This is a genomic window from Nonomuraea sp. NPDC003707, assembly GCF_053587055.1.
Genome location: NZ_JBSFNK010000016.1, coordinates 36827 through 61112, shown reverse-complemented (window position 1 = coordinate 61112; position 24286 = coordinate 36827). Strand labels below are relative to the sequence as shown.

Genomic DNA, 24286 nt, shown 5'->3' with positions numbered 1-24286 from the left:
ACCCGTCCGTCCCACTGGGTGGGCTGCCGGCTCTGGCTGCGATGTCGGTTCAGCGGCCCCATCCGCCGCTCGGCATTGGCGGCAGCGGCGAAAGCGCATGCTGTGTGCCGCAGCGCGCCATGCCCAGCACTGGAACTTCGATATCGGCCCGATCGAGCAGTTTCGCCGTGTACGCGAGGTGCTTCATTCCACTGCGCTGATGTGGGGCGGGACCCGTCCGGCATCCGATTTTCCTTCAGGTACGCCACGGCTTCTCCTGTCAGGTGCGCCACGACGGCGACCCGGCCGCGACGGCCACCTGCACACCGCCTGGACCCCGGTGTTCGGCCCTCGCCCCTGATGCCTTCGGCGCGGCGGGCTCCTGGATCGAGGCCAAGCCGTTCCTGCTCAGCGGCCGCCGCGCGCGTTCGCCGAAGCCGGAGCAGACCTCGCGATCGTCTACCTGCGACCGCCCAGCCACCCGTCGGTGCCGACCCTGACGGCGGAAGCCCTGCAGGCGAGCTGGCACCACAGCTTTCTCGGCTATGGGTTTGCGTGTTTCGCCAGCATGACGAAACGCGGAAACCCGGTTGCCTCGCTGTCCTGGCCGTCGCCAGTCAGTGATCACTGTGTTGCGACGACCTCACGAATGCGCCCGTGTACGCCAGGGGTGGGGGCTGGCCGCGTGGGTGGCCCGCATCGGCTTCGGAATGCGCCCGTGCACGCTAGGGGTGGGCGTGTGGGGGACCGCCTGGTCTTTCGGGTCTTACCGGGAGGAGCGGCGGAAGCCTGGCTGGAGAGCCCCTAAGCTAGAGGGCATGCCGGAGTACATCTATACCCTGCAGCGCGTGCGCAAGGCGCACGGCGACAAGGTTGTCCTTGACGACGTCACGCTGTCGTTCCTGCCCGGAGCCAAGATCGGCGTTCTCGGCCCGAACGGCACCGGGAAGTCGACGCTGCTCCGGATGATGGCCGGCCTGGAGCAGCCGTCCAACGGTGATGCCAAGCTGATGCCAGGCTTCACGGTGGGCATGCTCCAGCAGGAGCCGCCGCTCAACGAGGAGAAGACCGTCCTCGGCAATGTGCAGGAGGGCGTCGCCGAGACGATGGCGATGCTCCAGCGCTACAACGAGATCGCCGAGCAGATGGCCACCGACTACAGCGACGAGTTGCTGGAGGAGATGGGCAAGCTCCAGGACCAGCTCGAGCACCGCAACGCGTGGGACCTCGACAGTCAGCTCGAGCAGGCCATGGACGCGCTGCGCTGCCCGCCGCCCGACGCCGAGGTGACGAAGCTGTCCGGTGGTGAGCGTCGCCGGGTCGCGCTGTGCAAGCTGCTCCTCGAGGCCCCCGACCTGCTGCTGCTCGACGAGCCCACCAACCACCTCGACGCCGAGAGCGTGCAGTGGCTGGAGCAGCACCTGGAGAAGTACGCCGGCACGGTGCTGGCCGTCACCCACGACCGCTACTTCCTCGACAACGTCGCAAACTGGATCCTGGAGCTCGACCGCGGCCGCGCGTACGCGTACGAGGGCAACTACTCCACCTACCTGGAGGCCAAGACGCAGCGCCTCAAGGTCGAGGGGCAGAAGGACGTCAAGCGGAAGAAGCGCCTGGAGGACGAGCTCGAGTGGGTTCGGTCCAACCCGAAGGCCCGCCAGACCAAGAGCAAGGCCCGACTCCAGCGGTACGAGGAGATGGCGGCTGAGGCGGACAAGTTCCGCAAGCTGGACTTCGACGAGATCCAGATCCCGCCGGGCCCGCGTCTGGGCACCACGGTGATCAAGTCCGACGTGCTGACGAAGGGCTTCGGCGATCGGCTGCTGATGGAAGGGCTGACGTTCGACCTGCCGCGTAACGGCATCGTCGGCATCATCGGCCCCAACGGCGTCGGCAAGACCACGCTGTTCCGCATGATCACCGGTAGCGAGACGCCTGACACCGGCTCGATCACCGTCGGCGACACGGTCAAGATCTCGTACGCCGACCAGAGCCGCGGCGGCATCGACCCGAACAAGAACGTCTGGGAGGTCGTCTCCGACGGGCTCGACCACATCAAGGTCGGCAACGTGGAGATGCCGTCCAGGGCGTACATCGCGGCGTTCGGGTTCAAGGGGCCTGACCAGCAGAAGAAGGCGGGGGTGCTGTCGGGCGGCGAGCGCAACCGGCTCAACCTCGCGCTCACCCTCAAGCAGGGCGGCAACGTCCTGCTGCTCGACGAGCCCACCAACGACCTCGACACGGAGACGCTGTCGTCGCTGGAGAACGCGCTGCTCGACTTCCCGGGCTGTGCGGTGATCACTTCGCACGACCGGTGGTTCCTCGACCGCATCGCCACCCACATCCTCGCGTGGGAGGAAGGCTCGAACTGGTTCTGGTTCGAGGGCAACTTCGCCGACTACGAGAAGAACAAGATCGAGCGGCTGGGCGCCGACGCCGCCCGCCCGCACCGCGTCACCTACCGGAAGCTCCACCGCGACTGAGCTGATGCGCACGCGCCCCGCCGTCCCGGAGGGAACCCCCTTCGTGTACGGCGGGGCGCGAGTGACATTGCCTGACGCACATGGCCGGTCGCCAGCACCGTAGACCGGCCGGATGGTGGACGGGTGCCGGGATCGTCGGGCGGCGCACGGATGCCGGGACCGGTGATCAGCTCGGTGGCTGACGGGTGCCGGGGTCGGCGATCAGCTCGGTGGCGGGCGGGTGTCGGGGCTGGTGATCAGCCCGCGGCCGACGGTCAGCTCGGTGGTGGATGGGGGCCCGGCGACGTGATGGACGCGCCGGGCAGGAGGCCGCACCGATCGGCCGCAGTGCTCGTTCAAGGCTCGACAGGGACTTGGGACAGGGCGGCGAGAGATTCCACGAAGAAGTAGATGACCCGGAAGAACGCCAGCACATCCCCGCGTTCCAGGCGTAACCCCCGATACATCACCACCCGTCCGGGATCGGCTCCCTCCCGCAGTTCCCGCCACGTCGCCTCCCCGGCCGCCAGCACATAGTCGGCGGCCGCAGGGTCGGAGGTGATCGCAGCCTCGGCGCACTTGCCGTCTTCCCAGGCCAGGACCAGGTAAGCCCCCGTCTCTCGTACGCCCAGCGCCCACGTGGCGGTGTAGCCGGTACGGGCGCGGTCGATCCAGCTCCAGTACGACGGCAGTTTGCCCTCTTGTGGAGGCCCCGTGTCCACGGCGGCGCGGGCGGCTTCGGCCCATTCCGGGGTGAAGAAGCGCATGCGTCAGCCTCCGGCGAGCTCTGGTTCGATGCGGGCGACCATGTCCTGGATGTCCGGAGGGAGTGCGATGCCCACGTCCACCAGCTTCATGTGGAGCTGGCGGATCATGAGGCGCCTGACCTCCTCCGGCGACCAGCCCAGAGACTCGAGGGCGAGCCTGCGGCTGGTGGCGCTGTTCATGGCGAGGATCGTACGGAGCGTCTCGTGGATCTGGAGCAGCAGCCGCGGATCCTCCTGCACCGAGTCGCGCAGGAACCGCATCCCGAACTGCACGTGCCTGGCCTCGTCCCGGCACGTGGCCGTGAAGCCGGTGTAGTAGCCGGGCAGGAACCCCCACTCCCGGCAGTACGTGAGCGTGATCTTCATGACGGAAAGAGCGAGCACGCCCTCGATCCACAGGAAATACGTCGTGCCGTAGCGCACCCGGGCGGCGGGGTCTTCGGGGTCCTTCCGCAGTTCGTCGGCCTGGTAGGCGAGCAGCCCGAACGGCCCCACGAACGTCTCCGAGACGTGCTCGAACGACGCGTCCAGCACATCCTGCACCGAGTCGCCCGGCATGCCGACCACTTCGCGGTAGAAACGGTCGAAGAACACCGTGTGCCGGGCCTCGTCCTCGATCTGGCTGGACATGTAGATCTTGGACTCCTCGGAGCCGCCCAGCATGAACACCGGCAGCTCCACCTCCACCTGCCGCTCCCCATGGTGGAACCCGGCGGAGATCCCGACGAACGCGTCCCGTTCCTCCTGCGACATGCGCTCGCGCCAGTCGACGATGTCCTGCGAGAAGTCCAGCTCGTAGACGTCCCATCGCTGGCGCAGGTAACGCTTGTACAGCTCGGTGTAGTCGGGCAGCCGCTTGAGGTCGCGGTGCACGTACGCGAGCACGTCGTCGATGTCGAGGTGACGGATCCCGCGCAGGTCGGAGCCGGCGACGTCGGGCAGTTCGGTCATCCTTCGGCCTCCCCGAGGGCGACTGTGACAGGCGTGCGGGCGGGGCGGCGCCACGGCCCGTTGAACATGACGATCGCAGGGATGAACAGAACAAGACACCCCAGCGCCACGAACAGCCACGTCTGCCAGTCCGTCGCCGCGACGACTCGCGGGATGACCAGCAGCCCGACCACCGCGATAGCCTTGGTCAGGAACCCGAACAACCCCCACGCCGTGCCCTGCAGCCGCGGGTCGGCATCCTCGGCGTCCTCCGAGTAGTTGGCCATCCAGGGCGCGTACGCCACTCCGAGCGAGCCGCCGAGCAGCGCGCCGACCACCATGAGCGTGCCGGTCGAGACGTCTTCCTGACCCAGGGAGACGGCGAGGTAGGCGGTGACGAGGACGGCCGCGATGGTTCCGCCGAGGGAGAACGGCTTGCGCAGCTGGGTCCTGTCGGACAGGCGGCCTGTTACGATCAGCGTGAGCAGATTGAGACTCCAGAAGGCCGCCATGATCGTCGAAGCCTGAGCACTGCTGATACCGAGCGCATCGACCAGCATCGTCTGCCCGAAGAGCGACAGCGTGATGTAGAGCACCAGCCACAGCGAGATGCCGATGACGTGCGCCCAGATGTTCCGCCTGACGAAGAGCGAGCGCACGCGCGCCGGCCTCCCGAGATCCACCACCTGAGCTGCCGCCTGCTCGGTGTGCTGGATCCGGGCCCGCAGCTCGGGCGACAGGTCTGCGATGTTGAATGCGATGACCGCCGAAATGACGAGCGAGAAGCACCCCATGATGACGAACTGCGAGCGCCACGAATCGTTGAAGATCGGCAGGGTCCAGCCGGCGATGGCCGCGGCCAGGAAGTTCGCGCCGACGGGTCCCCACGTCCAGAAGCCGAACGCCTGAGCCCGCCCCAGGCGCGGTGAGAAGTCCCTGATCAGCGGCGCGGTGCTGGCCATGGCCACGCCGTCCACGAATGCCAGCACGATCCGGGCGATCAACAGGTCGCGCGGGTTGTGCACGAGCGTCATGGCGAAACAGCACACGGCCGTCAGGCCCATGAGCGGGATGAGCAGCCGCACCCGGCCGAGCCGGTCGGTGAGTCTGCCGCCCAGGATGGAGGCGATCGCCCCGGCCACCGCCGCGGCGCCCGAGACTGCGCCGTACGTGGCCAGCGACATGTGTAGATCTTTGAGGAGGAGGGGTACGACGGGGGCGATCTGCCCTTCGTATGAGCCGATGAGGATGGCCAGCACGGCCATCGTGAGGATCTTCATGCGGCGGGCGCCGGTCGGGTACTCGTCGAGCTCGCGGACGTAGGACAGCCTCATGGCTTGCCTTTCTGTGGGCTGGACCCCCGTCAAGCGTTCTAGAAGCTTGCTCTAGAATTCATTTCTGTGATGTTGCTCCTCAGTGTGCCCGTCGTCAAGGGTGAGATGTTCATCCCTGGCTAGAATCCGATTCTAGGATTGCCCGGTGTAAGGAGTCGTGTGTTGGACCTTGAACTCGACGGCCTCGAAGTCGCCTTCGACCACACGGCCGTGGCCGCTCCCCGGATCAGGGATCTGTTGCCGATCTACCTCGACCTGCTCGGCGGCCGGCACCTGGGCGGCGGTGGTGACAACCGGGCCGTCGGTTTCCGCACGTTACAGCTCACATATGCGAACGGCAGCAAGATCGAGCTCATGGAGCCCCTGGCCGGATCGACGTTCTTCGACAGCTTCTTCGAGCTCACCAGAGGGCGGGGCGGCGTCCACCACCTGAACTTCCACGTCGACGACCTGACGGCCGCGGTGGCCCTGCTGACCGACCGCGGCTACCGCCTGCACGGCCTCAACCAGGCGGATCCCCGCTGGCGCGAGGTCTTCCTGCACCCCAAGGAGGCCCACGGCGTCCTGATCCAACTGGCCCAGCCGGGTCCGCACGAGCCGGGCGACGTCCGGCCGACGCTGGAGGAGGTGCTGGCCGGCCGCGGGTGGAATGGCAACGGCGTACCCAGCCCTTGATGCCTTGGAGCTCACGGGAAGCCGTTCGGGACCGGTGAGGGGAATCCGGTGGGGCTGCGCAGGCAGCCGGAGGGCTTTCCCGCTTCGGCGCGATCGCTCCCGGCCCGTGTCGGGGCAAGTGCGGATCGGAGCGCCGACCGCCAGGTCCCGGTCACCCCTCTTCGAGGACCTGGAGGGGGTCGAGGCGCCGGATCAGAGTCATCGCCGCCTCGATGACCTCCTGCGCCTCCTTCTCCGTGTCCGAGGTGGCGACCTCCCGGGCAGCCTCACCGATGATGCTGGTCAGCACGGCCACGGTGAACCGATCGAGTGGATCATCCCCTGCCCTCAGCAGCACCGCGTTCTGGCGTACCCACTCCCGCCCCCGCGTACGGCGGATCAGCTCGAACCCCGGCGGCCCGTCCCCATCGATGAAGAGCCGCACCAGATCGCGCCGGTCCCAGGCCCCGGCGAGGTACGCGCGAGCCCCGGCGATCAGCAGCTCGACGGGATCATCCACGCCCGCCTTCTTGGCCTTGGCCACACTGGCGGCCGACGCCTCCTCATGCGCTGCCTGGTGGTCTTCATACAGGGCCAGGAACAGCTCGGTCTTGCCCCCGAAGTGGTGGTAGAGGCTGCCGACACTGGAGCCGGCGCGGGCGACCACCTCGGAGACGCTGGCCTCGGCGAAGCCGTGCTCGCCGAAGACCTCGCGAGCCGCCTGCAGCATGGTTTTACGGGTCTGAGCCGTACGACTCCACTCCCATGAGGACTTACGCGCCACGCGGCAGAGTATAGACCTGGCCAATTCTAGAATCAGGTTCTTGACACCGCGCAACAGTGATGGTCGGGGAGGCGGCTGACGGACTTCTCGCTCACCTCAAGATCCGCAAGTCCATGGGGCAGACGATCTGGCCATCCAGTGGATGGTCGCCGACTCCCTGGTGAAGATCGAGGCGGCCATGTGGCTGCCGTTGCACGCGGCCTGGCGGGTGCGGGAGGACATGGACGCCCGGCACGCCTCCTCGATCGCCTCGCACGGGTGAACCCTTGGCCGATATACGCGAGCGTCTCCATCTCTCGCGCCGACAGACGCGGCGGGCTCGCCTCGGAGGTCGGGGAATCGAGCTCGTTCTGCAGACAGGATGTCGGCCAGCCTGGCCGACAGGTAGAAGCCACCGGCCGCAACGGTACGCACGGCGTTCACGATGAGGCCCGCGGGGGGCCTTGGTGACGTACTCGTTGGCGTTCGAGCGGATGGCCAGCACGTCGGCGGGCCGACCCGAGGCCGAGATGGCCAGGACCCTGGTGGTCGCCCACCGCTCCCTGACCTCAGTCGCCGGTGGACAGGTACGGGTCGAGGATCAGCACGTCGTGATCCAGGTCGGAGCCGCGCAGGTCACCGATCCCCGAGCCTTGGAGCACGACTTCGAGGTCATCGAAGCGGGGAAGGAGGTACTCCAGGCCATGGCGGATGAGCTCGTGGTCGTCGATCATCGCAACGCGAATCACGCCGTGTTCCCCTGAGGGCTGTGAACGTGGCGGCATGCCGGCGAGGGTGAGCATGGGGATGCAGGGCCGACAAGTGCCCAAAAAAGCACTTTAGTAAGAATGGGCGACGGGCTGCTGCCCATTCCTGCTGTCGTATCCGCCTACTCCACCTCGACCGGCAACTCGTAGATCTCCGTCGTGGGATGCCCGGCTTTCTCGTGTACGCGCAGCACCGCCTCCTTGGACGGCCCCGACGACAGGCAGAACACCTTGCCCGACTCGGGGTCGAGCCAGGCGCGCTCGAAGTGCACGCCCTCGGACTCCTCTATCGCCAGGTCGCGCTCATGCGCCGCACGCAACTGCTCCTCCGTGACTCCCACGAACCCGCTGTGCACGTCCATGAACTTCGCCATCGCGTCCTCTCCTCCTGCACCATCCGGTACGTCGTGTGCCCTCTGAGGAAAAGGCGTTCCATCGTGTGCCATCCCCGTGCCACTGCCACCCAACCAAACCGGCGTCACCCGAGCCCGCTCCAGGAGCGCCTACAGCCCCGGCACATCAGCACCGCCACCCCTTGAACGCCCACGGTCCCCCGACGCGGGTAATGAGCGGTCAGGTGGCGGGGAAACCGGGTGCTGAGGGGGTCGAGCGCTGAGTGGGCTCGGTGGTGGCAGCCTCGAGCGATGGTTACGCTGAGTAATCGAAAGCTGTCAGGGTGGGTGGTGGCCCGTATATCCCCGTCACCCGGGGGCGTGGTTCGCGCGCCCCCGGCAGGAGGCGGCTCCCGGTGCGGGCCCCCGCGCCTGATCCCCTTGTCCGGTGGACTTGAGCCCGTGCCTGCGTCGTGCCCGTGCCGTGCCCGTGCCCGTGCCGTGCCCGTGCCCGTGCCGTGCCCGTGCCCGTGCCGTGCCCGTGCCCGTGCCGTGCCCGTGCCCGTGCCGTGCCCGTGCCTGCGCCGTGCCCGTGCCTGCGCCGTGCCCGTGCTTGCGCCCGTGCCTGCGCTCGATCCCCCTGTCCGCCCCCGGGGCGATCATCGTGCGGCCTTTGGCCAGCCCGCTCGCGCGACACCTCCGACCACGAGAAACAGACCTGACGCAAGGACACCAGACCCGGGCGGGTACGGTGGCGGACGTGGTTGAACGCTCCCAAGCCCAGCGGCACGTATACCTCCGAACGGTGAGATTTGCCGACATCGACTCCCAGGATCACGTGAACAACGTGCGCTTCCTCGACTACCTCGAGGACGCCCGCTTCGGCATGTTCCACATCGATCCGTACAGCGCGGGCGAGGAGCCGTTCAAAGGGCTGGTGGTGACCCGCCACGAGATCGACTACCGCCGCCCCCTCGGCTTCCGTGCGGAGCCGGTGCGGGTCGAGACGTGGGTGACCGAGATCAGGTCGGTGCGGTTCACGATTCAGTACGAGATCCTCGACGACAGCGACGTGTACGTCACCGCCACCTCGGTCCTCGCGGCCTACGACGTCGAGCGGGCGGCACCGCGCAGGCTCACCGAGAGCGAACTGGCCTATCTCAAACGCTTCTCGTGAAGCGGTGGTTGATGCTGGCGCTGGGTGTCAACGCGCACACCAGCGTCACCTTAGGACTGGGCGGACTGCCCCTGATCCTGCCCGAAATACAGCGACATTTCGAAGTTTCGTTGCCGGTCGCGGGGATCATCGCGAACGCCCCGGCCATCGGCATCCTGTTCGCGCTGGTCGCCTGGGGCGCGCTGGCCGACCGGCACGGCGAACGCGTGGTCCTGGGCACCGGAGTGGGCCTGGCGGCCGTGCTGTTCACCGCCGTCGCGTTCGTCGACCGGACCTGGGCGGTGATCGCGCTGCTGGCCCTGGCGGGCGCGGCGGGCTCGGCCGCGCTGGTCGGCGGCGGGCGGATCGTCCTGCGCTGGTTCGAACCGCCCGAACGCGGCGTCGCGATGGGCGTGCGCCAGGTCTCCTTCACCCTCGGCATGGCCATCGGCGCCTTCGTCCTCCCGCCGGTCGCCCGGGCGCACGGCCTGCCCGGCGTGCTAGCCGTCTGCGCCGCCGTCAGCCTGCTGGCCGCCGTGCTGGCCGCGATCTTCCTGGCCGAGCCACCGCGTACGATCTCCGCGCCGGGCAGCGCGCCGGCGGGCACGCCGTACCGGCAGCCCGCGCTGTGGCGGGTGCACGCGACCAGCGCCCTGCACGTGGTGCCCCAGATGGTGGTCAGCACGTACGGCGTGACCTGCCTGGTGCACCTGTACGGCTGGGACAGCGTGGCGGCCGGGCAGTTGTTCGGGGTGGCGGCGATCGGCGGGGCGGCGGTGCGCATCGCGGTCGGGCGCTGGTCCGACAGGACCGGCCTGCGCATGCGGCCCCTGCTGCTCATCACCCTCGCCACCCTCGGCGTGCTGGTGCTGCTGGTCGTCGGCACGATCACCGGCGGCGAGTTCGGACCCGTCATGCTCGCCCTCGCCGCGGTGATGACCGTGGCCGGCAACGGGCTCGCCTACCTCGCCGCCGGAGAGCTGGCCGGACCCGCCTGGGCCGGCAGGGTGCTGGCCACCCACAACACCGTCCAGAACACCGTCTCCCTCGTCATCACGCCGCTCGCCGGCGTGCTGATCGAGCACGCCGGGTTCTGGGCGGGGTTCGCGGGGGGCCTGGCGTGCGCGCTGCTCTCGCTGCCCGTCATCCCCTTCCGCGGCGAGCGCTCGCGAAGGCATGACTAACGCCGGAGCCACACCGCAGGATCACTAAGGCCGCTACTCGTGCCGGAGCCACACCGCTATGACTCGTGCCGGAGCCACACCGCGGTGTCGGGCGGCAGCAGGTCCCCCTTGAGCGGACCGCTCGACAGGAGCACGGTGTCGTGCTCGGGCAGGTGTACCGGTCGGAGTCCGCAGTTGATGGCGCAGGTCAGCGGGCCGCGGGTGAAGAAAAGCACACCCTCGGGTGAGTCCAGCCACTCCAAGGTATAAGGAATTGATCCGACCAGGTCACGGCGGCAGGCCAGGGCCCGGCGGTAGAACTCCAGCGTCGAGCCGGCGTCCCCTTCCTGCTTCTCCACGCTCAGCTCCGCGAACGTGGCCGGCTGCGGCAGCCACGGTTCCACCCCGCCGGGAGAGAAGCCGTGGGAGGGCGGGTCCACCGTCCACGGGATCGGCACCCGGCACCCGTCGCGCCCGGGCAGCTCGCCCTTGGACTGGAAGAAGACGGGGTCCTGCCTGGTCTCGTCGGGCAGGTCGGTCACCTCGGGCAGCCCGAGCTCCTCGCCCTGGTAGAGGTAGGCGGACCCGGGCAGGGCCAGCATCGTCAGCAGCGCCGCCCTGGCCCGCGCGAGCCCCGTGCCGGGGTCGGCGGTCCCGTAGCGGGTGCGGTGGCGTACGACGTCGTGGTTGGACAGCACCCACGTGGCGAACGGCACGGCGGCCAGGGTGTCGTCGATCACCTTCTTGAACGCCGTCGGCGACCACGGCGCCTGCAGCCAGGCGAAGTTGAAGCTCTGGTGCAGCTCGTCCGGGCGTACGTAGCGGGCGAGGTCCTCGGAGCTGTCCGTCCACACCTCGCCCACGGCCATCCGCTCGCCCGGATAACCGTTCAGCAGCCGACGCCAGTCGCGGTAGACGTCGTGCACCTCCGGCTGCCCCCACACCGGCGAGACCGACATGAACGACTGGTCGCCCACGTCGGGCAGCCCCTCGGCCTTGTAGAGCCCCATGGCCACGTCGATGCGGAACCCGTCGACGCCCCGGGCCAGCCAGAACCGCAGGATGTCCAGGAACTCGGCGTGCACTTCGGGATTGCGCCAGTCGAAGTCGGGCTGCCCGGGAGCGAACAGGTGCAGGTAGTACTGCCCGTCCGCCACCTTCGTCCAGGCGGGCCCGCCGAACGTGGACTGCCAGTTGTTGGTGGTGTCGCGGAAGATGTAGCGGTCGCGCCGCTCGCCCCGCAGCGCCGCCTGGAACCAGGGATGCTCGGAGGAGCTGTGGTTGGGCACGATGTCGACCAGCACCCGCAACCCGTACTCGTGCGCCTGCGCGACCAGCGACTCGAAGTCGGCCAGCGTGCCGAACAACGGATCGACACCCCGGTAGTCCGCCACGTCATAGCCGCCGTCGGCCATGGGGGAGGGATAGAAAGGCGTCAGCCAGATGGCGTCGACCCCCAGCCGCCGAAGATACGGCAGGCGCTCGCGCACCCCGGCCAGATCGCCGACGCCGTCTCCCGAGGCGTCGGCGAAGCTGCGAACGTAGATCTCGTAGACGATGGCATCACGCCACCAGGGGATATCCATGTGGCGTGTCATGCCCGCTATGTCGGGGAGTTCACCAGGCTGTGGGCCGCGTAGACCAGATAGTCCCAGAGCCTGGTCTCCAGCTCTTCCGGCAGGTCGAGCGAGTCGACCGCGTCACGCATGTGCCGCAGCCAGGCGTCCCGCTCCGGCTCGCCGATCACGAACGGCATGTGCCGCATGCGCAGCCTCGGGTGGCCGCGCTGCTGGCTGTAGGTGTTGGGCCCGCCCCAGTACTGGATCAGGAAGCCCCGCAGCCGCTCTTCGGCGCCTTCGAAATCGGACTCCGGGTAGAGCGGCCGCAGCAACGGGTCTTCCGCGACGCCCTCGTAGAAACGGTGCACGAGGCGCCGGAAGGTCTCGTCGCCCCCGACGGCGTCGTAGAAGGAGGTCTCACTCACGTTCTCAGCCTATGCGGTGGCGACCATGGGGATGCCGGCGGAGTCGAGTGCGGACTTGACCCGGAACCTGAGCTCCCTGGACACCTCGGCCTGCGCCGAGGGCAGGGTCCTGGCGCTGATGCGGAACACCAGCGAGCTGTCGGACATCTGCTCGACGCCGTACACCTGCGGCTGCTCCACGATCTTGGTCTCGCGGAACTCGCCGTCGGCCCAGATCTCCTCGGCCACGTGCTCCAGGAGCACCCGGACGCTCATGATGTCCGCGTCGTAGGCCACCGGGACGTCCATGAAGGCCCGCGACCAGCCCTGCGACTCGTTGCCGACCCGGGTGATGGTGCCGTTGCGGACGTACCAGACGCGGCCGTCGACGTCGCGCAGCCTGGTGACGCGCAGGGTCACCGCTTCGACCGTGCCGACCGCGGCGCCCGCGTCGATCACGTCGCCCACGCCGTACTGGTCTTCGAGCAGCATGAACATGCCCGCGATGAAGTCCTTGACCAGCTCCTGGGCGCCGAAGCCGATGGCCACGCCGAGGATGCCGACGCTGGTGAGCAGGGGTGCGATCGGGATCGTCAGCCGATCGAGCACGGTCAGCACCGCGGTGCCGAGGATGACGATCGAGGCGACGTGCTTGAGCACCGAGCCCATGGTCTCGGCGCGCTGCTTGCGGCGCTCGTGCAGCAGCGCGTCGATGCTGTCGGGCACCGCGTTCTTGCGGAACCTGCTGGTTATCGAACCACCCGTGGCCGCGCGGTTGACCACTCTCGTGATAACCCGGTGCGCGACTTTGCGAAGCACGATCGCGAGCACGAGGATCAGGACGATTGTGATCAGACTAGCCACCAAGGGCGCCCAGGTCGCATTCTGGAACATCCCGACAAGAGTAGAGCAAATGCCCGCCGGGTCGTTCTCGCAGCTCCCAGCCATTTGCTGGGTCAACTTCTCGAAGTCCAACTGAGAAGCGGGTGGTTGCGACGCGGTCACCAGCAGTAACACTGGGTAGATCCCCCTCCGGAAGCGGTTCGGTCGGCTGCTTTGGACCGATTCGATCCAAAATACCGCCGACCGGACCGCCCGCCGTCACATCACGCCGGGGAAGACGGGGACGCCTGCTCTCTGGGCCGCGGAGGGAGAGAGCGGACGCTCCGATGACGGACGGCTCGGAACGGGACGCGCACCCGGAAGCGTGTCCCGTGCCGGTTCCGGGAGGGATCCCCCGAACACCCGCCCGGGAGGACCGGGTGGGTGGCTGTGGACAGGCACGGCATGCGAGACCGTGCCTGGGCCGGAACCGGCGGGGCGACCAAGGGCTCCGGCATACGGGAGTCCCTCCGCACCGGCCACCCCGCCGGCTCCGTTGACGCCGCCGTGGGTGCGGTGAGCCGTGGTGGCTGCGCTCCACCCGGGTCACCGCTTTGTCACTCGCCCACGGCGGCCAGTACGCGTGCGACCTTCGTGGCCGCTCCAGCCGGGTCGTCGGCCTTGTGCATCCGTTCACCCCAGGACCAGCAGTACCACCAGTCCGGTACATCCGATGCGCTCGTCGACCGACAGGTGACGTTCTCCGACAGGCTGGTCGCGTTCGGGTTGATGACCCGTGCGAACATGCGCCCGCCCTGGGTCTGGACCACTCTCGCGAGCAACCCGTGAGCGTCGAGTTCGGATACGAGACGCTTCAGATGCTCGAAGTTGTCGTCCCCCACCTTTCGTCCCCTCCTTTTGGGAATCGGCTGGTGGGCCAAACATGGCTCATGTCAAGGGCGGGCGCAATGCCGCTTCCCCGGTCACGGGGAGTTGCTTCTCCCTCGTGGGATGTAAGAAACAGTCCCTCGGAGGACGATCCTTATCCGTAGGCTTGATGCCGGGCGTTTTCAAGCTGGCGACATTGGTTCACACTCTTGGGTAGGCGCACAGCTACATGGACGCTACGCTGAGTCACCAGATATGGACCGGTCGAGACACGCGCGAGAGGGGCCGGGATGTCCGGCAGGCAGCACAGGGAAACGGAGATAGCCAGGCGGATCAGAGCCAAGGGCCTGGCCGCCGGGCGCACTTCGGCCCAGATAGCTGACGAGATCCATGAGCAGTGCACTCCGCAATTCGGCACCAGCCGCGTCAAATCCCACCGTCTTTCCTACGGCATCGCGCTGGCGGATGTCATCGAGCAGATCAGAGCCCTGTTCGAGCGCGACAACAAGGCGATGCCCGGCATCGGAGAGACCCTGCTGTCGGCCTACGAGAGCGGGCTCAAGCGCCCAGGACCCGAATACATGCACTACCTGTGCACGGTCTATCGGGTGGAGCCGCTGGAGCTCGGTTTCGACGGGCCGTGCATCTGCGGCCACGGGCACCGCACGCCGGGCGTGCTGCTGGGAGACAGCACCGAGCGGCCGTTAGCGCAGGCGGAGCGCGAGACCGGGTCGCCCCCGGAGCCCGAGACAGAGGCCGACGAGAACATCCTCCGGCGCACCATGCTCAACCTGCTCAACCCCGGGACCAGCGCCGCCACCGAGCTCGACGGGCCGGTGCTCGGCGCGTGCGAGGGCATCAGGCGCCGGATGGACGAGACGCTCGTCGCGGCCACGGTGTCGGCGGCGATGCTCGACCAGTGGGAAGAGGCCACGCAGAGCTTCGGCCGCCAGTACACGACGACGGCCCCGCTGCGCCTGCTGTGCGACGTGATGCTCGAGATGAGCGCCGTACGCGCGGCGCTGACCCACCGTCAGCCCATCGACCTGCACGACCGCCTTCTGCGGATGGCGGCCCAGCTGGCAGGGCTGAGCGGCATGATCATGATCAATCTCGGTGACCACCGGCTGGCCCGCTCCTTCTTCAGGACCGGACGCACCGCGGCCGACGAGACGGGCGACCGCGCACTGCGCGCGTGGATCACCGCCCGCGAGTCGCTCGTCCCGCTCTACTTCGGGGACGCCCGGGAGGCGCTCAACCTGGCGAAGAAGAGCCGCGACCTGGCCGGCACCATGCCCTGTCCCGCGCAGGCCATGGCACCGGTCGTCGAGGCGCGGGCGCTGGCCATGCTCTCGGGTGTCGAGAACAAGAAGGAGATCGTCGACCAGGCGAAACGCGCCCTGGCCAGGGCCAGGAACGCCTTCTCCCACATGCGGCCCGAGCACCAGGCGGACATGGCCTTCGGCTACACCGAGAAGCAGCTCTACTTCTACCAGGGCGACGTGCTCACCAAGCTCGGCCAGACCCTGGAGGCCGAGGTGGTGCTCGACCAGGCGCTGGAGAAGTACGAGGATCACATCCTCGACCAGACGCTGATCAGGCTCGACCAGGCCCAGTGCCGCATGATCGACGGGGAGTTCGACTCCGCGCTGGACATCGGCACCAGGGCGCTGCGGATGCTCGGCGACGAGTACATGACCGATTTCATCATGCGTCCCGCCCTGGCGCTCGAACAGGCGATCATGGCCCGTGACGCGAACAACTCGAAACTCGAGGAGTACAGGGCCGAACTGCGCCGGCCGAGGGTCCCGACGAAAGGCGGCGGTGCATGAACGTGGAGATCCGGCGCTATAGGTGGTCAGATCTCGACACCATCCTCGCACTCCACCGGATCTCCCTCGCCGAGGTGGGACTGGTGCCGGGCGACGGCGTCTACTACGACGACGACTTCCCGCGCATCCAGGAGATCTACCTGGGCTGCGGCGGTGACTTCCTGGTCGGCGAGGTCGACAAGCGGGTCGTCGCGATGGGCGGGCTGAAACCCGTCGACACGGCGACGGCTGAGATGTGCCGGCTGAGAGTGCACCCGGAGTTCCAGCGGCGCGGTTACGGTGCGGCCATGCTGCTCGCACTCGAACGGCGCGCGGTGGAGCTCGGCTTCGAACGCGTCAGAGGCGACACCACGCTCAACCAGGAGGCCGCCCTGGCGCTCTACGAGCGAGAGGGATGGCGCGAGCTCTCCAGACAGCGGGTCGGCGACCACACTGTCGTCTACCTCGAAAAACGCCTGGCCCCTCCGGCGGTCATCGAGCTCTGAGGCTCCCGGCGTACGGCCCCACCCAACCCCTCCTGGGGCCGCTTCCTCCCCTCCCCGGTGATCTTCCCCGGGCTCCTGGCGTGACTTCACCGCCGACATTCCTTCCGTCACCCGCAGTACGCGACGACGCCGGTTCTGGCGTCCGCGGTATGGATGTACAAACCCGCGGGTGAGGCTCTTAACACCGAGGTGTAGAGGAACCTCACCGGCTGCTCCCTGTACATCAGTGGCTGCGAATAGTAGTGAGATGCTTTTGCCATGGCAGTCGTGCCCGCTCCCCGACCCCTCCTGGGAGCCGTGCTTCTGTTGTTCGTCAGCGCCGCTTGGGGGTCGGCGTTCCCGCTGATGAAGGATCTCATCCACCGGTTACCGGTGGAGGATCTGCTCGCCGAGCGCTACCTGATCGCCGCGCTCACCCTCCTCGTCATCAGGCCGCGCTGCTTTCGGGGGCTGCCGCGCAGGACCTGGATCTACGGGGTCGTTCTCGGGGTCATGTTCGGGATCGGTCAGGCCGGTCAGGCCGTCGCGCTGCACGGCCTGCCGTCCTCGCTGTCGGGGTTCGCCGTCGGCTGCAGCGTGGTGATCACGCCCATCCTGGCGCTCGTCCTGTTCAAGGTGAAAGTGCCGCGCCGGATCTGGGCGGGGGTGGTGCTCGCGCTGGCCGGGATGACCGTGTTCACGCTGCTGAGGGGGATGGAGGACCACGAGGTCTCGGTGCTGGCGCTCGGGGTCACGCTGTCCGCCGCCGCTCTCTACTCCGGCCACACGCTGCTGCTGGCGCAGTTGTCCAAGCGGGGTGAGACCTTCCACGCGTACGCGCTGACGGTGATCCAGCTGTTCACCATCGGGCTGCTCACCGGGGTCGTCGCCGTCCGCGACGGGGTCGTGCTGCCGTCGGGAGGGTCCGACTGGCTGATCCTGGGGCACCTGGCCGTGGTGTCGTGCGCGCTGGGGTTCCTGGCCCGCTCGTACGGCCAGGCGCACGTCACGGCCGTGCCGAGCGCGATCCTCATGTCGTCGCAGCCGCTCTGGGTGGCCGCGATCTCGGTGATCTGGTTCCACGAGCCGATCGGCTGGGGCATGGTCGTCGGCGGGGGGTTGATGGCCGGCGCGATGCTGCTCGCGCTTCCCGCGAGGACCGCCGCGCTGGGAAAAGAGCGCACCCGCGCCAACCACACCCTCCTCATCGTCGCCGCGCGGGCGGCCAGGACGCTGGCCGACCTGAGGATCAAACGTGAGGATCCGCTGCCGCTCGGTGGCAGCCAGACGCCGTATCTCGACAGAGGGGCCTGTGTGAACGCTGAGACGTGCCCCTGGCACACGCGCTCGCTCAAGGGTGGCGGGGAGCCCAGCCTGGAGCGGCTGATCGAGCGGGCCACGGTCATCGTTCGGGCGAGGAATCTGCCGGGGCCGGGGTGCTGCCGGTCGGTCACCCTGCTCGGCCGGTGCCTGTGCGATCTGATGGGGGAAGCCGAGCAGGCCCGGACGAAAGCCCTCCCACGTTGGTTTCGGTCCCAATAGCTTACTGGTGTCAATCAAAAGGCAACCGCTTTTTTGCGGTGTAACCTCCCACTTATTCACCATAAATCTTGATATTCGGCGGGGCGCACTAATAATGGGAAAATAGCCCCAGTGGGAGAGGTATGTCATGAAGCGCATCATTGTCCGCAAGCCTGGCACCGCGAGGCTGGCGGGGACCTCCAGCGTCCTTCACAAGGGGTGACCGAGGGAAGGTCCCATCTCAGAGTTGAGGGCGAAGCACCCGCTCAATGGGGGGCCGTACGGCTGCTGACACCGTTGATCGACGGACATCGCCGGCCGCGCGGCCCCTACACTGTCGCCGCCGCCCTGCTGCGTCACCTGGTGCCGCAGGCTCTGGAACGGGACGGGGACCTGGTGGCGGCGCACGACATCGAGATCCGTGCCGCCGCGCCCGAACTGGCCCCTCTCGTGCCGCTCCGGCGGGCCACGATCGACGCCGGGCTGCCTGAGGACGAGCGCATCCTCGTGCCCGCGCCCCGCCGTACGCTGCGGCTGGCCAACGGGCTCGCGGAGTTCATCAGGGACGCCGTACCCCCCGGGCGGGCGATCGCCGTGTGCAACGGCGCCGAGGCCGACCCGACGGACACCGAACTGCTGGACGTCATGATGCGGCGGATCCCGCCGGACCTCCTCACGATCATGCTGTACTCCGGCGGCCCCGACCCGCCGCCCGACACCCGGAGCGCGGACGAGCTCTGGGCCCTGGTGGACCGGTGCATGCGCGACGGATTCCTGCACGCCGCCGTCGAGCTGGGGGAGCGCGGCATGGTGCGCACCGAGCCGGGCGGCGAGCACTGGTGGCGCTTCGCGCAGCGCACCGCGACCGCGCTGGGCGGCCTCGGCCGCACTGACGACGCCCAGGCGATCTGGGACGGGGTGCGCGCGGCCAGCCAGGATCCGGCGATGCACGCCGCCAGCGCGTACGGCACCGCCATGCTCGACGCCCGCCACCCCGACCCCGCACGCCGTGACCTGGGCCGGGCCCGGCGCTGGATCAACGAGGCCATCGCCATCTCCACCCTGCTGCCGGAGCCCTTGGAGCGGGCGTTCAAGCTGGGCTTCGACCTCAACGGCCTGGCGCTGATCGAGCTGCGGCACGGCCGGCCGGGCGCGGCGCTGTCGCTGGTCGAGTCGGCCGTCGAGCTGGCGCGCGAGCTGCGGGAGCGGCATCCGCTGCACCGCATGGTGCTGCTGGCCAACCGGGCCCAGCTGCTGGCCGCGCTCGGTCACGTCAAGGAGGCGATGGAGGACTACGCGGCCGCGATCGCGCTGGACCCGGCCTTTCCCGACTACTACCTGGAGCGGGGGAACCTGCTGTTCAAGCTCGGGCGGCACGAGGAGGCGCTGGCCGACTTCGAACGCGCCATGCGGGCCGGGCCGCCGCTGCCCGAGGCGTACTACAACCGGGCGGAGCTGCACACCGTGCGGGGTGACACCGAGGAGGCGCTGGCCGACCTGGGACGGGTGATCGAGCTGGACCCGTCCTACCTGGACGCGTACATCAACCGGGCCGGGCTGCTGGCCGCGGCGGGCCGGGACGAGGAGGCCCTGTCCGACGTCGTGGCCGGGCTGGTCCTGGAGCCGGGCAACCCCCACCTGCTCACGGTGCTGGGGCAGCTGGAGACGGCGGCGGGACGGCTGGCGGCGGCGGGGGAGGCGCTGGACCGCGCGGTGGAGCGCGCGCCCAGGCTCGCCGCCGCCTGGGGGAATCGGGGGGTGCTGCGGTACGCCGCCGGGGACCTGGAGGGGGCGGTCGAGGACCTGAGCCGGGCCATCGAGCTGCAGCCCGAGCCCGACCTGTACACCAACAGGGCCGTCGCCCTGCGCGCGCTCGGGCGCGCCGCCGAGGCCGACGCGGATGAGCGGCGGGCCGATCGCCTCTCCTGACGGCCGCCTGCCGCGATGGGATTATTGGGTGATGCGGGGGCGAATGGGGCGGGCGGCCGCGGTGTGCGCCGCTCTGGGGGTGCTGTGGTGGGCCAGCGTGCGCCTGGCCTGGGTGGGCATCGGCTGCGAGGACTGGGGGTGCCTGGCACCCGCCGTCGGCGTCGTGGTAATGATCACGCTGGCCCTGATCGCCGGGTCCGCGCTCGTGCTGGAGCGGGTGGACGTACGGCCGGGGCGGCGGGTGGCGCTGGTGGCGGGCGGGGTGCTGGTGGTGTTCAGGCTCGTCGGCGAGGCGCTGCCGTCGTGGACGTCCTCGCTCGCGCACGCTGTCACGGCCGGGGCGGTCTTCGCCGGGGCAGGGGCCGTGGCGGCGTTCGTGACGGAGCCGGGGGTGGCGCGCCGATGGAAGGTGGTGACCGCGCTGGGGGTGGTCGCGCTGGTGCCTGCCGCGCTCGTCGTGTCGTGGGCGCGGTTCGGCGCCTAAACGGGCTGGATCATGAGCAGGCTCTTGCCGGTCACCGCGCGGGCCTCGATGGCGGCGTGCGCCTCGGCGGCAGACTCCAGGGGGTAGGTGGCGCCGACGGTCGGGCGCAGGCGTCCGGCGGCGGCCAGCGTCAGGGCCTCCCTGGCCAGCTCGCGCAGGTCCGCCTGCGGCCAGGCGACCGCAGTGACGCGCGGATCCGGCGTGGTCATCGGACCGCCCGCCATGCCGTACACGCTCAACCTGCCGCCGTCCTTCAGCAGCCCCTGCGCCGCCGCGCTGACCTCGCCGCCGACCCCGTCGAAGACCAGGTCGAGGCCGCCCGTCGCGTCCCGTACCAGGTGGGTCCAGCCGGGGTCGGTGTAGTCGACCGTCAGCTCCGCACCCAGGCTCGCCGCCAGGTCGCGCTTGGCGGCGCTGCTCGCCGCGCCCACCACGCGCGCCCCCGCGGCCGTGGCGAGCTGCACCAGCAGGCTCCCCACGCCGCCGCCGGCCGCCTCGACCAGCACCCACTCCCCGGGCTTGGGGGCGGCCGCCCGCGCGAGGCCCACGGCCGTGCGCCCGTCCGCGAGCAGCGCCACCGCGAACTCGGGCGACAGGCCGCCGGGGATCGGGATCAGGTCGCCGGCGCTCGCCACCGCGAGCTCCGCGTATCCGCCGTGACCGCCGAGCGTGCTGACCACCGGCGTGCCGGTCAGCGCCGGGTCGACGCCTTCGCCGGTCGCGGCCACCGTCCCCGCGACGCCGTTGCCCAGGATCGCGGGCAGTTCGGCCTGCCGCGGCCCCCGGTTGGCGCGTACCTGCGTCTCCACGAACGTGATGCCCGCCACCGACACGTCCACGAGCACCTGCCCGGGACCGGCCACCGGGTCCGGCACCTCCTCCACGACCAGCGCCTCCGGTCCGCCGTACCGCCTCAAGACCACCGCACGCATGATGAGCCCTTCTCTATCGGAGCGATTCGCTCCGAAAATACTAATATCCTGTACGGCATGAGCACACGCGGGAGGCAGGCCGAGGCCGCGCGCAACGATCTGCGGCTGCTGCGGGCCGCGCACGAGGTGTTCACGACGCAGGGGTTCGACGCGCCGGTGTCGGCCATCGCCAAGGCGGCGGGCGTGGGCATGGGCAGCCTCTACCGCCGCTACCGCACCAAGGAGGAGCTGCTCCAGCGCCTGTGCGTGATCGCCATGGAGCGTGGGGTCGAGGCGGCCGAGGCCGGGCTGGCCGAGCCGGACCCGTGGGAAGGGCTGGCCTCCTACATCCGCGCGTGCGTGGGGTTCAGGTCGGGCGCGCTCGCACCGGTCGCCGGCACCATCGAGGTCACCGACGAGATGTGGCGCACGGCGCGCAAGGGCACCGAACTCGCCGACCGGCTGATCACCAGGGCGCGCGCGGCCGGCGTGCTCAGGGGCGACGTCACCACGCTGGACATCTCGCTGCTCATGGAGCAGTTCAGCCGCCCGGCGCCCGGCGCCGAGCATCCGCACGCCAAGGAGCGGCTGCTGACCATCGCGCTCGACGGCCTGCGCGCGCCGGGGGCGACCGAGCTGCCCGGCGACCCGCCGAGCACGGAGTGGTACGAAGGCCGCTGGGGGATCCCTTCGTAGGTCTACGGTGGGGGCGTGGGCTTCAACGACCTGCTCAAAGACCTCGATCACAGCGCCAGCGTCCAGGCCGCGGGCATCAGACGCGGCTACGGCGGGCCGCCCGCCCGCACGGTGGGCGTCACCGTGGGGCTGGCGCGGCTGCGCTGCGCCTCGCTGCTCAAGCCCCTGTACGCGTGGGTGAGCGCGGCCCACATCCCCGACGCCGAACGGTGGCGGCGGCACGCCGAGCCCGCCGTGGTCGTGTCCTCCAACGCCGACACGCTCAACCTCTGGCTGGCCGTCGGCCCCCGGGTCATCCTCGACGACCTCCGCAGCCGCACCGGCATCGCCTGGTCGCCGCCCAACGGCGACCCCTCGCGGTTCGGCTCCGTCGAGGTGGCCGCCGACGAGGTCGCTATCGCGTACGCGGTGCTCGCCCAGGCCGCCGTCGCCGGCGACCCGGTCGCGGAGACCATCCTGGGGTGGATGCGGCAGGTCAGCGCGTCGCAGGCGTTCGGGGCCCGGGAGGCGATCCGCTCGCCCGGGGCCGGGGTCAAGAGCGGCTGGTACGGCGCCCCTGACGAGACCTGCCTGCGTACGCACACCGTGGCCGTGCTGCCCCGGGGCGGCACCCGGGTGGCGGTGGCCGTGGGGATGACCGCGCTGCCGTACACCGACCTGCGGGAGCGCGAGGCGTATGTCGAGAAGGTCGGCAAGGGCGTGCCCGTGGAGCCCGACCACGAGAAGGTGGCGGGGCGGCTGCTACGCGGGCTCCTGGTGACGACGCTCGACGAACTCGGCCATTTCCGCGACGGCCCCCACATGTGAGGGCCCGCGCGCTCCCGCTCGCGTCCTGGATTTTTGCCGACTTTTCTTATTTCGTATGGGGTTAGTGTGAAATTTACTGTTTTGGGCGGATGTGGGGCTTGGCCTGCGGCGGGGCAGGCGTGCAGCGGGTACGTGGTGGAGGCCGAGGGGTTCCGCGTCCTCGTCGATCCCGGCTATGCCACGCTGCCGAGGCTCCTCGGGCGCATGCGGGCCGACGAGGTGGACGCGGTGCTGGTCACCCACGGCCACCCCGATCACTGCGCCGACCTCAACCCGCTGCTGCGCGCCCGCGCCCTCGCCGACGTCCCCGCTCCCGCCCTGCCGGTGTACGCGCCGCCGGGCGCGCTGGACGCCGTCCTGGCGCTGGACAAGCCGCGCATGCTGGCGGGCAGCTTCGTGACGCGCGATCTGGCGCCCGGCGTGCCGTACGAGATCGGTCCGTTCCGCCTGGACGTGTTCGACCTGCCGCACCACGTGCCCAACGCAGGCCTGCGACTGAGCGCCGGAGATCGCGTGATCGCCTACACCGGTGACACGGGGCCGTCCCCCGAGCTGGCGGTGCTGGCGGAGGGAGCGGACCTGCTGGTGGCCGAAGCGACCTATCCGGAACGGATCCCCGAAGAGGACGCGCCTTACCTGTCCAGCGCCCTGGATGCGGGCCGCACCGCGGCCTCGGCGGGCGTGGGCCGCCTGCTCCTCACCCACCTGTGGCCCGACACGTCCCCGGCACTCGCGCTGCTGGCCGCCACGAAGTTCTTTGACGGCACGCTGGAGGTCGCCTCCGAGGGCATCACGCTGGACCTGTGATGACGCCTCACCGCGCCGTGAGCCGCTCGATCACCTTCGCCAGCTCGGGCGGCTCCACGTTGCCGGGCAGCTCCTCGGCCCAGGCGTAGCCCCGGTAGGCCACTCGCTCCTCCTCGGTGAGCTCCCCGGGATCCACCTCCGGCCGCGCCTCCTCGAAGGTGGCCAGGAAGAACGGCTCGGTCTTCACATACCGCACTCCCAGCCACGAGAAGTCGCGCTCGACCTCGACGAACCCCTCCCGCACCGCCGAGCCCGGCAGCCCGGTCTCCTCGCCCAGCTCGCGCCTGGCCGCCTCCAGCGCCGTCTCGCCGGGGTCGATCCCGCCGCCGGGCGGCTCCCAGATGTCCAGGCGGCTGACGGGGTCGTACCAGTGCATGAGCAGCACCCTGCCGTCGCGATCCAGGCAGACGACCCGAGCCGCAGGCCGGTCGCTGATGCCCGCTTGCCCCTCTATGGCACCCACCAGCCCGACGTTACTCCTGCCGCTCCTCCTCCAGCACGAGCCCCAGCAAGCCGGGGAAGCGATGATCGAACTCCTCCTGGCGCAGGCGGTTGAGCCGCCGGGCGCCTTCGTCGCGCTGCTCCAGCAGCCCCACGTTGCGTAACACCGAGAAGTGGTGGCTGAGCGTGGACTTGGCCACCGGCAGGTGAGAGAACGTGCCGCAGGCGCGCGTCCAGTCGGGGACGTCCGCCAGCTCCCGCACGATGCGGCGCCGGATCGGATCGCCCAGAGCGTCGAGGGCGGCCTGCAGCGAGACCTCGATCGGGGATGTGTGCGTCAGACCGCGCGTCCTGTTCGACTGCGATCGAACATTGTTGTAGTGTTCCATCTCGATCGAACATTCTATGCGAGGG

At 69.5% G+C, this 24286-nt stretch carries 26 protein-coding genes; 12 read left to right on the top strand and 14 right to left on the bottom strand.

Translation table 11 applies throughout. The annotated features are described in order from the left end of the window. Positions 1 to 49 precede the first annotated feature (49 nt). On the bottom strand, positions 50 to 187 hold the full coding sequence (locus tag ACWDRB_RS35370; RefSeq protein WP_449901115.1) for a hypothetical protein: 138 nt from the start codon (positions 185 to 187) through the stop codon (positions 50 to 52). 610 nt (positions 188 to 797) lie between these two features. On the opposite strand from ACWDRB_RS35370, the gene ettA reads away from it, so the two are divergent. Next, complete coding sequence (gene ettA / locus ACWDRB_RS35365; RefSeq protein ID WP_449901113.1) at positions 798 to 2462, top strand: energy-dependent translational throttle protein EttA; 1665 nt, start codon at positions 798 to 800, stop codon at positions 2460 to 2462. A gap of 335 nt (positions 2463 to 2797) precedes the next feature. Here the strand turns inward: ettA and ACWDRB_RS35360 are convergent, their stop codons facing one another. The 3 genes from ACWDRB_RS35360 to ACWDRB_RS35350 are packed head-to-tail and all read right to left on the bottom strand — an operon-like array spanning position 2798 to position 5472. Next, on the bottom strand, positions 2798 to 3208 hold the full coding sequence (locus ACWDRB_RS35360) for a hypothetical protein (RefSeq protein WP_449901110.1): 411 nt from the start codon (positions 3206 to 3208) through the stop codon (positions 2798 to 2800). A gap of 3 nt (positions 3209 to 3211) precedes the next feature. Continuing rightward, a complete protein-coding gene (locus ACWDRB_RS35355; RefSeq protein WP_449901107.1) occupies positions 3212 to 4159 on the bottom strand; it encodes a ribonucleotide-diphosphate reductase subunit beta in 948 nt (315 codons plus the stop codon). Beyond that, positions 4156 to 5472: an MFS transporter gene (locus ACWDRB_RS35350; protein WP_355200164.1), complete on the bottom strand. Its 1317-nt coding sequence runs from the start codon at positions 5470 to 5472 to the stop codon at positions 4156 to 4158. Before ACWDRB_RS35350 ends, ACWDRB_RS35355 begins: the two co-directional genes overlap by 4 nt. A 162-nt stretch (positions 5473 to 5634) precedes the next feature. Between ACWDRB_RS35350 and ACWDRB_RS35345 the strand changes: the two genes are divergently transcribed. After that, complete coding sequence (locus ACWDRB_RS35345) at positions 5635 to 6147, top strand: VOC family protein (RefSeq protein ID WP_449901105.1); 513 nt, start codon at positions 5635 to 5637, stop codon at positions 6145 to 6147. A gap of 151 nt (positions 6148 to 6298) precedes the next feature. On the opposite strand, the gene ACWDRB_RS35340 is transcribed toward ACWDRB_RS35345, so the two are convergent. The 3 genes from ACWDRB_RS35340 to ACWDRB_RS35330 form a co-directional block, all read right to left on the bottom strand. Continuing rightward, complete coding sequence (locus ACWDRB_RS35340) at positions 6299 to 6910, bottom strand: TetR/AcrR family transcriptional regulator (RefSeq protein WP_449901102.1); 612 nt, start codon at positions 6908 to 6910, stop codon at positions 6299 to 6301. A 548-nt stretch (positions 6911 to 7458) separates the two neighbouring features. After that, positions 7459 to 7638, bottom strand: coding sequence for a hypothetical protein (locus ACWDRB_RS35335; protein ID WP_449901100.1), 180 nt, complete (start codon positions 7636 to 7638; stop codon positions 7459 to 7461). A 140-nt stretch (positions 7639 to 7778) separates the two neighbouring features. Continuing rightward, a complete protein-coding gene (locus ACWDRB_RS35330; RefSeq protein ID WP_350731592.1) occupies positions 7779 to 8030 on the bottom strand; it encodes an SCO4226 family nickel-binding protein in 252 nt (83 codons plus the stop codon). A gap of 763 nt (positions 8031 to 8793) precedes the next feature. On the opposite strand from ACWDRB_RS35330, the gene ACWDRB_RS35325 reads away from it, so the two are divergent. Together ACWDRB_RS35325 and ACWDRB_RS35320 are read left to right on the top strand one after the other, a co-directional pair. After that, complete coding sequence (locus tag ACWDRB_RS35325) at positions 8794 to 9165, top strand: acyl-CoA thioesterase (RefSeq protein WP_449901097.1); 372 nt, start codon at positions 8794 to 8796, stop codon at positions 9163 to 9165. Next, the gene (locus ACWDRB_RS35320; RefSeq protein ID WP_449901095.1) at positions 9162 to 10328 is read left to right on the top strand and encodes an MFS transporter; all 1167 of its coding nucleotides are present in this window, start codon (positions 9162 to 9164) and stop codon (positions 10326 to 10328) included. The genes ACWDRB_RS35325 and ACWDRB_RS35320 overlap by 4 nt, the downstream gene beginning before the upstream one ends. Positions 10329 to 10384: 56 nt before the next feature. Here ACWDRB_RS35320 and ACWDRB_RS35315 read toward each other — a convergent pair whose 3' ends face one another. From ACWDRB_RS35315 to ACWDRB_RS35300, 4 genes are all read right to left on the bottom strand, one after another. Further along, positions 10385 to 11893, bottom strand: a complete 1509-nt coding sequence (locus ACWDRB_RS35315; RefSeq protein ID WP_449901093.1) for a glycoside hydrolase family 13 protein — start codon at positions 11891 to 11893, stop codon at positions 10385 to 10387. A 17-nt stretch (positions 11894 to 11910) separates the two neighbouring features. Then, a complete protein-coding gene (locus tag ACWDRB_RS35310; RefSeq protein ID WP_185067323.1) occupies positions 11911 to 12291 on the bottom strand; it encodes a globin in 381 nt (126 codons plus the stop codon). Positions 12292 to 12300: 9 nt separating this feature from the next. After that, complete coding sequence (locus ACWDRB_RS35305) at positions 12301 to 13134, bottom strand: mechanosensitive ion channel family protein (RefSeq protein WP_350731581.1); 834 nt, start codon at positions 13132 to 13134, stop codon at positions 12301 to 12303. A 575-nt stretch (positions 13135 to 13709) separates the two neighbouring features. After that, positions 13710 to 13994, bottom strand: coding sequence for a hypothetical protein (locus ACWDRB_RS35300; RefSeq protein WP_355200171.1), 285 nt, complete (start codon positions 13992 to 13994; stop codon positions 13710 to 13712). Positions 13995 to 14270: 276 nt separating this feature from the next. Here ACWDRB_RS35300 and ACWDRB_RS35295 point away from each other — a divergent pair, with 276 nt between their 5' ends. From ACWDRB_RS35295 to ACWDRB_RS35275, 5 genes are all read left to right on the top strand, one after another. Beyond that, the gene (locus ACWDRB_RS35295; protein WP_449901090.1) at positions 14271 to 15812 is read left to right on the top strand and encodes an XRE family transcriptional regulator; all 1542 of its coding nucleotides are present in this window, start codon (positions 14271 to 14273) and stop codon (positions 15810 to 15812) included. Beyond that, positions 15809 to 16297: a GNAT family N-acetyltransferase gene (locus ACWDRB_RS35290; protein WP_363980757.1), complete on the top strand. Its 489-nt coding sequence runs from the start codon at positions 15809 to 15811 to the stop codon at positions 16295 to 16297. Before ACWDRB_RS35295 ends, ACWDRB_RS35290 begins: the two co-directional genes overlap by 4 nt. 297 nt (positions 16298 to 16594) lie before the next feature. Then, positions 16595 to 17818, top strand: coding sequence for a DMT family transporter (locus ACWDRB_RS35285; protein ID WP_449901088.1), 1224 nt, complete (start codon positions 16595 to 16597; stop codon positions 17816 to 17818). Positions 17819 to 18094: 276 nt separating this feature from the next. Further along, complete coding sequence (locus ACWDRB_RS35280) at positions 18095 to 19726, top strand: tetratricopeptide repeat protein (protein ID WP_449901086.1); 1632 nt, start codon at positions 18095 to 18097, stop codon at positions 19724 to 19726. Positions 19727 to 19757: 31 nt separating this feature from the next. Then, positions 19758 to 20210 (top strand): hypothetical protein, encoded by a 453-nt coding sequence (locus ACWDRB_RS35275; protein WP_449901083.1) that lies wholly within the window; start codon positions 19758 to 19760, stop codon positions 20208 to 20210. On the opposite strand, the gene ACWDRB_RS35270 is transcribed toward ACWDRB_RS35275, so the two are convergent. Next, complete coding sequence (locus ACWDRB_RS35270; RefSeq protein WP_449901081.1) at positions 20207 to 21142, bottom strand: zinc-binding dehydrogenase; 936 nt, start codon at positions 21140 to 21142, stop codon at positions 20207 to 20209. The two genes, ACWDRB_RS35275 and ACWDRB_RS35270, sit on opposite strands and share 4 nt — an antisense overlap. Before the next feature lie 57 nt (positions 21143 to 21199). Here ACWDRB_RS35270 and ACWDRB_RS35265 point away from each other — a divergent pair, with 57 nt between their 5' ends. The 3 genes from ACWDRB_RS35265 (at position 21200) to ACWDRB_RS35255 (ending at position 23431) form a co-directional block, all read left to right on the top strand. Then, positions 21200 to 21817 carry a TetR/AcrR family transcriptional regulator gene (locus ACWDRB_RS35265; protein ID WP_449901078.1) on the top strand — a complete coding sequence of 206 codons (618 nt, stop codon included), beginning with the start codon at positions 21200 to 21202 and terminating at the stop codon, positions 21815 to 21817. Positions 21818 to 21832: 15 nt separating this feature from the next. Beyond that, entirely contained in the window at positions 21833 to 22624 is a 792-nt protein-coding gene (locus tag ACWDRB_RS35260; protein ID WP_449901076.1) for a hypothetical protein, read from the top strand. 66 nt (positions 22625 to 22690) lie between these two features. Then, entirely contained in the window at positions 22691 to 23431 is a 741-nt protein-coding gene (locus ACWDRB_RS35255) for an MBL fold metallo-hydrolase (RefSeq protein WP_449901074.1), read from the top strand. A gap of 7 nt (positions 23432 to 23438) precedes the next feature. On the opposite strand, the gene ACWDRB_RS35250 is transcribed toward ACWDRB_RS35255, so the two are convergent. After that, the gene (locus ACWDRB_RS35250) at positions 23439 to 23894 is read right to left on the bottom strand and encodes an NUDIX domain-containing protein (protein WP_449901072.1); all 456 of its coding nucleotides are present in this window, start codon (positions 23892 to 23894) and stop codon (positions 23439 to 23441) included. A gap of 10 nt (positions 23895 to 23904) precedes the next feature. Continuing rightward, complete coding sequence (locus ACWDRB_RS35245; RefSeq protein ID WP_350731560.1) at positions 23905 to 24261, bottom strand: ArsR/SmtB family transcription factor; 357 nt, start codon at positions 24259 to 24261, stop codon at positions 23905 to 23907. Positions 24262 to 24286: the final 25 nt, after the last annotated feature.

Excerpts from the sequence above, each read along its gene's own strand:
- ACWDRB_RS35370 (WP_449901115.1), bottom strand. The coding sequence starts at position 187 with ATGAAGCACCTCGCGTACACGGCGAAACTGCTCGATCGGGCCGATATC.
- ettA (WP_449901113.1), top strand. The coding sequence starts at position 798 with ATGCCGGAGTACATCTATACCCTGCAGCGCGTGCGCAAGGCGCACGGC.
- ACWDRB_RS35360 (WP_449901110.1), bottom strand. The coding sequence starts at position 3,208 with ATGCGCTTCTTCACCCCGGAATGGGCCGAAGCCGCCCGCGCCGCCGTG.
- ACWDRB_RS35355 (WP_449901107.1), bottom strand. The coding sequence starts at position 4,159 with ATGACCGAACTGCCCGACGTCGCCGGCTCCGACCTGCGCGGGATCCGT.
- ACWDRB_RS35350 (WP_355200164.1), bottom strand. The coding sequence starts at position 5,472 with ATGAGGCTGTCCTACGTCCGCGAGCTCGACGAGTACCCGACCGGCGCC.
- ACWDRB_RS35330 (WP_350731592.1), bottom strand. The coding sequence starts at position 8,030 with ATGGCGAAGTTCATGGACGTGCACAGCGGGTTCGTGGGAGTCACGGAG.
- ACWDRB_RS35315 (WP_449901093.1), bottom strand. The coding sequence starts at position 11,893 with ATGGATATCCCCTGGTGGCGTGATGCCATCGTCTACGAGATCTACGTT.
- ACWDRB_RS35295 (WP_449901090.1), top strand. The coding sequence starts at position 14,271 with ATGTCCGGCAGGCAGCACAGGGAAACGGAGATAGCCAGGCGGATCAGA.
- ACWDRB_RS35290 (WP_363980757.1), top strand. The coding sequence starts at position 15,809 with ATGAACGTGGAGATCCGGCGCTATAGGTGGTCAGATCTCGACACCATC.
- ACWDRB_RS35275 (WP_449901083.1), top strand. The coding sequence starts at position 19,758 with ATGCGGGGGCGAATGGGGCGGGCGGCCGCGGTGTGCGCCGCTCTGGGG.
- ACWDRB_RS35270 (WP_449901081.1), bottom strand. The coding sequence starts at position 21,142 with ATGCGTGCGGTGGTCTTGAGGCGGTACGGCGGACCGGAGGCGCTGGTC.
- ACWDRB_RS35265 (WP_449901078.1), top strand. The coding sequence starts at position 21,200 with ATGAGCACACGCGGGAGGCAGGCCGAGGCCGCGCGCAACGATCTGCGG.
- ACWDRB_RS35245 (WP_350731560.1), bottom strand. The coding sequence starts at position 24,261 with ATGGAACACTACAACAATGTTCGATCGCAGTCGAACAGGACGCGCGGT.